The sequence below is a fragment of the Streptococcus sp. NLN76 genome, assembly GCF_015686645.1.
In the GTDB taxonomy this organism is placed as follows: domain Bacteria; phylum Bacillota; class Bacilli; order Lactobacillales; family Streptococcaceae; genus Streptococcus.
In genome coordinates this window covers 1-8,939 of sequence record NZ_JADPMS010000056.1, presented here as the reverse complement: position 1 = coordinate 8,939, position 8,939 = coordinate 1, and the positions used below count along the sequence as shown (strand labels likewise).

Annotated in this window: 9 protein-coding genes and 1 pseudogene; 6 read left to right on the top strand and 4 right to left on the bottom strand. The window is 45.2% G+C overall.

The genetic code is table 11. From position 1 onward, the window contains the following. The first annotated feature begins 198 nt into the window (after positions 1-198). Both I1A59_RS08505 and I1A59_RS08500 read left to right on the top strand, forming a co-directional pair. Positions 199-927, top strand: a complete 729-nt coding sequence (locus tag I1A59_RS08505) for a LytTR family DNA-binding domain-containing protein (RefSeq protein WP_196092347.1) — start codon at positions 199-201, stop codon at positions 925-927. A gap of 817 nt (positions 928-1,744) precedes the next feature. After that, complete coding sequence (locus tag I1A59_RS08500) at positions 1,745-2,197, top strand: GHKL domain-containing protein (protein WP_196092346.1); 453 nt, start codon at positions 1,745-1,747, stop codon at positions 2,195-2,197. Positions 2,198-2,341: 144 nt separating this feature from the next. Here the strand turns inward: I1A59_RS08500 and I1A59_RS08495 are convergent, their stop codons facing one another. After that, a complete protein-coding gene (locus I1A59_RS08495) occupies positions 2,342-3,580 on the bottom strand; it encodes a Fic family protein (protein WP_196092345.1) in 1,239 nt (412 codons plus the stop codon). Between the two features lie 378 nt (positions 3,581-3,958). On the opposite strand from I1A59_RS08495, the gene I1A59_RS08490 reads away from it, so the two are divergent. The 4 genes from I1A59_RS08490 to I1A59_RS08475 all read left to right on the top strand — a co-directional run bounded on the left by I1A59_RS08490 (position 3,959) and on the right by I1A59_RS08475 (position 7,873). Then, positions 3,959-4,738: an ABC transporter ATP-binding protein gene (locus I1A59_RS08490; protein WP_196092348.1), complete on the top strand. Its 780-nt coding sequence runs from the start codon at positions 3,959-3,961 to the stop codon at positions 4,736-4,738. Between the two features lie 8 nt (positions 4,739-4,746). Continuing rightward, positions 4,747-5,682 (top strand): iron-hydroxamate ABC transporter substrate-binding protein, encoded by a 936-nt coding sequence (locus I1A59_RS08485; RefSeq protein ID WP_196092344.1) that lies wholly within the window; start codon positions 4,747-4,749, stop codon positions 5,680-5,682. Positions 5,683-5,847: 165 nt separating this feature from the next. Next, on the top strand, positions 5,848-6,870 hold the full coding sequence (locus I1A59_RS08480; RefSeq protein WP_196092343.1) for an iron ABC transporter permease: 1,023 nt from the start codon (positions 5,848-5,850) through the stop codon (positions 6,868-6,870). Then, on the top strand, positions 6,857-7,873 hold the full coding sequence (locus I1A59_RS08475; RefSeq protein ID WP_196092342.1) for an iron ABC transporter permease: 1,017 nt from the start codon (positions 6,857-6,859) through the stop codon (positions 7,871-7,873). The genes I1A59_RS08480 and I1A59_RS08475 overlap by 14 nt, the downstream gene beginning before the upstream one ends. A gap of 83 nt (positions 7,874-7,956) precedes the next feature. Here the strand turns inward: I1A59_RS08475 and I1A59_RS08470 are convergent, their stop codons facing one another. The 3 genes and pseudogenes from I1A59_RS08470 to I1A59_RS08460 form a co-directional block, all read right to left on the bottom strand. Beyond that, positions 7,957-8,166, bottom strand: a complete 210-nt coding sequence (locus tag I1A59_RS08470; protein ID WP_196092341.1) for a hypothetical protein — start codon at positions 8,164-8,166, stop codon at positions 7,957-7,959. Between the two features lie 50 nt (positions 8,167-8,216). After that, positions 8,217-8,426 (bottom strand): hypothetical protein, encoded by a 210-nt coding sequence (locus tag I1A59_RS08465; RefSeq protein WP_196092340.1) that lies wholly within the window; start codon positions 8,424-8,426, stop codon positions 8,217-8,219. A gap of 276 nt (positions 8,427-8,702) precedes the next feature. Further along, positions 8,703-8,939 (bottom strand): annotated as a pseudogene (locus I1A59_RS08460) (hypothetical protein); the annotation flags it as partial.

Here is an 8,939-nt window from a genome sequence, read left to right as displayed (position 1 = left end):
GGTTGGAGGTAAAATGAAGGGCTGGGTAACAGACTTTGTAATGAAGACTGAGCAACAAGGAGGATAAGAAACAACCATGAGTCCTTTCCATAACTCTATTGTTCTGGGAAACATTGCAATAGTCAAGCATTTATACAATTATTGTTCAAACTGGGTTTTAATAACCCTCTAAACTTATATTACGAGGAGGTGGCAGAAATGATTTCAATAGCAATCTGTGATGATAATCGTTTTCACAGCAGCTCCCTGGTGGAATCCTTGGAGCAGTTCGAGAAAAGGGAAGGTTTATCATTTTCAATGGATGTCTACGAGGATCCTCGTAAATTATTATCTCATTTTCAACCCAATACCTATCATATTCTTCTTTTAGATATTGAAATGCCCTATCTATCCGGTGTCGAGTTGGCACAAGCAATTCGCTCACAGGACTCTTCCGTCCTCATCCTCTTTTTGACTAGCCATGAATCCTTTATGCCAAGCGTCTTCAAAGTAGAAACGTTTGATTTTCTAGTGAAGCCTGTTCAAAATGAGAAATTCTATGCCAGTTTACAGAGAGCAATTCAGCGAGTTAAGCAGCAGGAATCGTTTGTCACCTTTACCTCGAACCATCATTACCATGCTCTACCGAGTAGAGAAATTTATTATATAGAAAAAGAAGGTCGTATGTCCTTGTTACATACAGCCAAACGCATCTATCCCATTCGAAAATCTAGCAAAGAATTGGCTCAAGAACTACCAAAAGATTTTCTTCAAATTCATCATTCCTACTGGATTAACGTTCGCTATTTTTTTAAATTAGAAAAGAACGTCCTCTCCCTCAGACTGCCGCAGGAAGTAGAAAAGAGCTTTCCAGTCAGCAGGCACTTTAAAAAAGGATTGCAAGAACAAATCCTAGAAAGATTGAGAAACTATTATGTTGTGGAGTAGCATCTTTCACCTGTATACTAGCAGCTTTAACATACTTAGCCTGCATCTCTTTTTTCGAAGAAAAGACGAATCCATTCACTGGAAATCCTGGCAAATAACCTTGATTAGCAGTTTTCTACTTTTAGAAATAATTGGAAGTATCCTCCTACCCCCGGTGGCTGCTAGCATACTCAATCTAATCTTATCCTTTCTAACAACCTACTCAATAGGCCGTATCCATGTGTATTCCAAAACCAGCAGTTTAGTCTGGGCTAGCGTATTCCTGGAGCTTGGTCTATTAATCGAAAACAGTCTCTCTTTTCTTTTATTTCAAATTTTAGGTCTGCCTCCTATACAAGAATTAAGTTCCTTATTTTTATACACAACCAACCTCGTTCTCCTAGGGTTTGGACTTGTTTTTATCCTCCGTCGCTTCGTCTTATTACGGCTGCCCGACATTGAACTGAGTTCAAATATACGGTATCGCATTGTAATAATCCCATTTTTAACCAGCATATCCATATTTCTAGATCTGTTAACCAGACTAAGCCCTGAGATTCAACCGCTCTACCAATCAAGTCAACCTATCATACTACTCCTCATCGGTGCAACAAGCTTACTGCTTTACCAAGATTTACTTTATGAAGTTAAAAAGCGTGAGGACTCCAAACTGCAACAGCTACGAAATTAGCACCAGGTTGCAATCTTAGAAGAGCAACTAGAGCGGTATAATCGGATTCGTGCACTACACCATGACTGGAAAAATCAACAGCTAATCTTACAAGGGCTCCTTCAAACCCAACGTTACCAAGAAGCCATAGAACAGTTAGGAGGTCAAATGAACTGGCAGGAACAAGAAATCCTGAAGCATAGCTCTGACCCAGCACTCAATCTTCTCCTACAGACGAAGGAAGCACTTGCAAATCAACAAGATACATTTCTTGAGATAACTTGCTCACTTGGACCATACCAAAGCTTGGCCCCACAAATCACCGCTGTGCTCATCGGTAATTTATTAGACAACGCTTTAAAAGCAACTAAATATCTACAATCCAAGCAAGACCGATGGATTCACTTAACCATCCTTGTAGAACAAGGACGTCTTTCCATTCACGCAGTCAATCCCTACAATCCCAAAATCAAACTCACTGATGGACAAGGTCTAGGAATCCCCAACATGAAATCCCTCGTCAACACCTATCACGGACTATATCAAGCTCAAGGAGACGATCAACTCTTCCAAACCCACATCTTAATTCCTATAATAAACGAAAATCCCCCAGTATGGTAGATTCTACAAGCCTCTCAATCAGATGGATTTACCAATAATACTCATTAGATTTCACATTGTCACCTTTTTGATGAACTTGATTAATTGAAACTGTTTTGATTACAAAAAACTTCTCCTGCCATGGCAGTGAGAGGATTTTTAGTCTTATAAAGTCTCTGTCAGACGGTAGCGAAGGGGTCTGCGACTGACAACTTGAAGCAAATTCTTATCAACTAACGTTCGCAGAGCCTGTTTAATCGACCGAACAGATACCTTTGGAGCATTCTGGCTTACAATTTTAACCAGTTCCCGCTCCTCCATCCCACTATCATCTGACACAAATAGTTTTGCCTGAGCAAGTACAAAAAGGATGTGTTTTTCTTGTTCCGGAGTCTCTTCCAGAGCATTGATTTTCTCACGATAGTCTTCCAATAAATCCCGTTTTTCAGCTAGGAGCAGGAGGATATCTTCCTGTCCTTCTTGAATAAGGGCTAAAAGACCTTGAACAAAAAAGGTCGCATCAGCGCGATTCAAATAGTCGCCCGTCTGTTGAAAGAGTTTGTAATAAGTATTTTTATGCTCATTGATTTTTTGGGAAATCACAAGCGCGGTGAAAGTATCCAAGTTATTAGCGACTGTCTTAGCCATTAGATAGCGACCAAATCGCCCGTTCCCATCATAAAATGGATGCGTATTTTCAAAGAAAAAATGACCAATACAAACCTTCACTAGAAAAGGAAGTTCTTCATCTCCCAGAAATTGAAGCCAGGACTCCAACATGTTGCATATCCCTTCTTCCGATAAGGGGGGACGATGGATGACTTTTCCTGTCCGATCATCGCTTATCTGAACACCCCCTTTTCGAAAGAGCTCCCCATCCAATTGATCTTCTGAGCCCACTTCCCCTTCAAGCAAGAGATCATAAAGAGAGCGAATATCTTTCAAAGTCTGGAGATTAAAAGTCGTTCCCTCTAAAATCTGCTGGTACATTTTCACCGTTGATAGGTTTTTACGTGTAGATTCAGCATCTGGAGCCTCTGTCACAATGCGATGAGCCTCTACCAAGTCCTTCCGCCTTGTCCGAATGCCCTCAATAGCATTTGTGGAGATGATTGACTGATACATTTGCTCACTAAAAAATTGATAATGGGCGACAGCTGGTAAATCCGCTGCCAAATCCTGAATCTTACCAGAAGCAACTGTAATTTTCTCTATCAACATTAGAATCGTCGGCAAGACCACGACGAACAGGGGATAGCTAGATGTTTGGAAGTTTTCTCTTTTCATCAATCTTGGGTAAAGTTGGGTAACAATGGTACTATATCCTTCCAAACGTTGCTGATACTCTCTCTCATAAGCATCAAAATTCCCATAATAGACTTTCTTTAACTCTTTGTAATCCATCAAATCCTCCTCTCTGCTAGATCGACCATTCTGTTACTTAAAAAAATCAAATTTTGTTCAAATAGAAATGAAGCGTTGGATTCTATTTTGTCATTTTAACCCTTTTGTCAAAATAGAATCTCATTTTCTATGTCTATTTTAACATTTTGGCACTTTTATTCAAATAGAAACTATTTCTTATCTTCTATTTTGTCATTTTCTTGATTTTGTCAAAATAGAAGTAAAAGTTAAGGTTCTATTTTAAAATATTTGGGAATTTTAATGGAATAATTTTTAATAAGAAATACCGTTCCTTAGAATTGTCTGACAAATCTCCTTTTTCTCTTTTTTGTGGTATAATGAGTGTGTTTGAACGATAGAGAAGGGGAGGACTGGGTCATGCAAGCCAAGGACATTCAGGTTTCTTATGGGAATCAGCTGGTGCTGGATGGGTTGTCTTGTCAACTGGAATCTGGCAAGGTGACGACCATTATCGGGGCCAACGGCAGTGGCAAGTCCACCCTTCTCAAAGCTTTAACTAGGATCCTCCCCTTAGACAAGGGGCAGGTAATTCTGGATGGGCAGGTCCTTGCTCAGATGAAAACCAAAGAGGTGGCCCGCAAGTTAGCCTTGTTACCGCAGGTACAGTCGGCGACGGAGGGGATTACCGTTTTTGATTTGGTCTCTTATGGGCGGTATCCACACTTGTCAGCCATGGGGCGTTTGGGCTCAGAGGACCGGGAGAAGATTGCCTGGGCTATGGAGGTGACGCGAGTGGCGGACTTTCAGGACCAGCCGGTGGACGCCTTGTCTGGTGGGCAGCGGCAGCGGGTCTGGATTGCCATGGCCTTGGCGCAAGATACGGACTGGATTTTTTTGGATGAGCCGACGACTTACCTGGATCTCAATCATCAGCTGGAGGTGCTAGAGTTGTTGGCAGACTTGAACCAAAGCCAGGGCAAGACCATCGTGATGGTCTTGCATGATCTCAATCTGGCAGCCCGGTTTTCCCATCGTTTGTTGGCCATGAAGGATGGGCACATCGCTTTTGAGGGTTCGGTCTCAGAGGTGATGTCAGCTGAGGTTTTGCGTTCTATTTTTTCCATAGAGGCGCAAATTGTCCAAGATCCCATCTACGGCAAGCCTGTTTGTCTTAGTTATCAGCTTTTAAAAGAATAGGAGAGATTATGAAAAAACTGCTTACTTGGTTAGGTCTCGGCCTGCTACTTGTGACACTTGCGGCCTGCGCGTCGTCCTCTTCCACATCCAACGCTAAGGTGGACGTTGTCCTCTCAAGCAAGCCAAAGATTGACGGCTTTGATTACTCGGGGGATATTCCCCAGAATCCTCAACGGATTGTCAGTCTTTCCTCTAGCTATACCGGTTACCTCTACCAGCTCGGCTTTGATCCCGTGTCGGTCACAACTTATGATGCCAAGAATCCCGTCCTCAAGGACCGGGTCAAGGATGCGCAAGTGCTTATGCCAGAAGATTTGGAAAGCATTGCCAAAGCCAACCCTGATTTGATTGTCGTTGAGTCCAACGACCCTAACCTCAAGGAGCTGCAGAAGATCGCGCCAACCTTGGCTGTAACCTATGGCAAGAACGACTATCTCCAACTCTTGAATTCCTTTGGTCAAGTTTTTGGCAAAGAAAAAGAAGCGGATGAGTGGATCGCCAATTGGAAAGACCGGACAGCCAAAATCGGCCGAGAACTCCGTAACCAGTTGGGAGAAGATGTGACTGTGACGGTCATGGGCCTCTTTGAAAAAGACATCTACCTCTTCGGAAATAACTGGGGCCGTGGGGGTGAGGTTGTCTACCAAACTCTTGGTTTCAAGGCCCCTCAAAAAGTGCAAGAGGAGGTCTTTAAACCTGGCTATCTAGCGGTCAACCAAGATGCCCTCCCAGAGTATCTAGGGGACATCGTCGTCGTAGCTGCTGAAAATGAAGAAACAGGATCTGCCCTCTACGAAAGCAACCTCTGGAAATCCCAACCAGCTGTTGAGAAAAATCGGGTCCTCAAAGTTGATGCCAACGCCTTCTACTTCAACGACCCACTCAGTCTAGAATACGAATTAAAAACGATCCAAGAAGGATTCCAAAAAATGATGCCTAACTAATTTCAAATAAAAAGACGAGAAAAGCCGATGAAGATAGTTCAACAGGTCCGGGGGACCTGTTGAATATTATCAATTTAGCGTGATTACACGTAATCAAAAAAGTTCATCAAAGAAGCTTAACAATGTCAGATTTTGAAATTCAATGAATATGAACTAGGAGTTCCTATGAAACCAACCCCAACAGGGATTCCGCAAAACAAGCCAAGATTTTTTTGGCTTGTTTTTTGCAGTCTCGCCCTCCTTATCCTCGGTCAAGTCCTGCTCAACCTCAGCTGGGGACAACCTTGGTACGATTTTGACGCCGTCCTGCAAGTTCTCTTGCATCCGCAGCAGCAGGAACAAATCAGTTTGATTATCTGGGATATCCGCCTCCCACGCGCCCTGGCTGCTCTAGTAGTGGGAGCCAGTTTAGCCGTTTCCGGCGCCCTCATGCAGGGTCTAACCCGCAATCCCATCGCTGATCCCGGTCTCCTTGGCATCAATGCTGGGGCAGGACTAGCCTTAGCTGGGGGGTATGCCTTTCTGGGCGCCCTCCACTATAGCCAGATTCTCCTCCTCTGCCTCTTGGGGGCGGGGGTGGCAACCGCTCTCGTCCTAGGTCTTTCCTACCGGCGGGGACGGGGACTGGAACCCACCAGTCTCATCTTAGCCGGAGCCATGGTGGCCAGTCTCTTTACGGCTCTGGGACAGGGCTTCATCCTAGCCTTCAACCTGTCCACAGCCATTATTGGCTGGCTAGCTGGTGGACTAGCCGCAACCAACTGGCAGATGCTGGCCGTCATTGCGCCGCCCATCCTGATTGGCCTCTTCCTAGCCCAAATGCTAGCATACCAACTAACGATTTTCAGCTTAAACGAAGAAGTGGCTCAAGGGCTGGGACAGGACACAGCCTGGTTCCGTTTAGTTCTCTTGCTAGTCGTCCTCCTGCTCTCTGCCGCTGCCGTAGCCTTGGTCGGAAGTCTAGCCCTTGTGGGACTGATTATCCCCCACCTACTCCGCCGTTGGATCGGACACTCCTATAGCCTGCTCCTTCCCCTAGCTGCCATGACCGGAGGCAGCTTCCTCCTCCTGTGTGACCTGCTGGCCATCCTACTTCCTGGCACCCCTCTCAATGCCTTGATCAGCCTCCTACTGCTACCGATTTTCTTGATTTTGATGCGAAAAGGACAATTGTATGAACCAACCTAAGCGGCTGTCCCCAGCCCTAAAAATGCTGATACTGGTCCTCCTGGTTCTGGTTAGCTCGCTCCTTTCCCTGGCCATGGGGGATGTAGAATGGAGGCTAGCAGACCTGGGAGACCTCCTCCAAGGCCAAGCCTCCAACCAAATCCGCTTCATTCTCCAAGAAATTCGTTTACCACGAATCTTGGTCAGCCTGTTAGCAGGGGCCTCTCTGGGCTTGAGCGGTGTCTTATTACAGACCTTCACCCGCAATCCTCTAGCGGATTCCTCGACCTTGGGAATGAACGCTGGAGTTGGCCTGGTTCTGACCCTAGCCTTGACGCAGATGGATCTAACCGATCCCTTCTTGATCCGCTACCTTCCCTTTTTGGCCATCCCAGGCGGACTTGCTACGGTTGCCCTCGCTTCTTTTCTTTCCCACAAAAAAGGAGAGGGGATTCAACCCGTCAAGCTCATCATCGCGGGCGTAACCCTCTCCACCATCCTCTCTTCGAGCCTGGTCGCCATCACCGGCCGCGTCGATATCCAGAAACTCAACTATGTCGTCTCCTGGCTGGCTGGCCGGATGACGGGAAATAATTGGGACAGCCTGACCCTGGCCGCCCCCATCCTCCTGATCCTCTGGATCCTGACCTACACCCAGGCCCGGCCCCTCAACCTCCTCCAACTCTCTGACCAAACCGCCATTGGGTTGGGACTAGCCCTCAGCCGCCAACGCCGCATCCTTCTCATCCTAGCCAGCGCCCTCGTCGCCTTCAGCCTAACCCTAGCCGGCAACATGACCCTCGTCGGTCTCCTTGCCAGCCACATCACCCGCATCCTCTTCCCAGCCGACCACCGCTGGCGCCTACCAGCTGCCCTCCTAACCGGTGCCCTACTCCTCCTAACCGCCGACACCCTCACCCGCACCTATCTAGTCGGAAGCAACATTCCCACTGGTATCACCCTCACCCTCATCGGCAGTCCCTACTTCCTCTACCTTCTACGAAAACAGATGAGAAATAGGTGAAAACACCAGAGTCAACAAGAACTCTGGTGTTTTGTGTAGGAAGAACGACTTTTAAAACTCACAAAATTCACTCTAAAAGAAGATTAGTCTCCCTCTTCAAATCTCTTCAGCAACTTCTCCTGGTAAGCATCCATCAATTCAAGGTTCCCAAATAACTCCTCCGCACTTGGAACCTGATCAGAAGTCCAAAATTGACCATCTTTAAAACGAATACCTGGTGTAGGAGAATCAAAACGATACTTTGCTCCATAGCGATCTAAAATTTTACGGATATCTTCTCGTGTTATTTCCATAGGATACCTCCCAGATTCATTCCAATTACGACCTCCCTATTAAAAGACAACTATTCCTCCATCTCAAGGGCTAAACGTGTACGACGCTCATGCTCTTCGATTAAGGCGGGGTCACTAAACATCTCACTTGGTAAAGGTAATTGATCAAAAGTTAAGAAACAACCATCCTTGTAATGCACACCAGGATGAGGAGAATCAAAACGACATTCCATACCATAGCGACCAAAAACTCTACGAATATCTTCTCGTGTTATTTCCATATGACACCTCCAAAATTATGATTCCAGTATCCCAATTCTCTAAAAAGGAATAAGAGACTGATCAAAAATACAAAGTTGATCTGATAGTTGTGAAAAACCACTAGAACCAATCCTTGTTTTGGTTGAAAGAAAAGTTCTTCTAACAGCCTTTGATACGTACCGTGTCAAGTAGACAGTTGAAATAAATAAAATGTTTGATACCAGACTGCCTTAAATTTAGGCGGTCTGGTTTTTTTTATTGGCAATATTTTTCCAAAAATCAATGTATTTTTTAGCTTACTTAATTGGATACTGGGTTACTTGTTGGGGATTCGCCTTTGCCTCAGCTCTTACTTGTGCAGGTGTCTTTCCTTCAAATCTTTCCTGTGGATCATGATGATGGTAGTAATCAATTGTTTTTTCATACGCTTCCTTCATCTCTTCGAAAGTAGCTACATTGGGATACAGCACCTCTCGCATTTCCTTTATTTGTCCTTGCCAACCTTCTAATGGGCCATTATCGATACACCGACC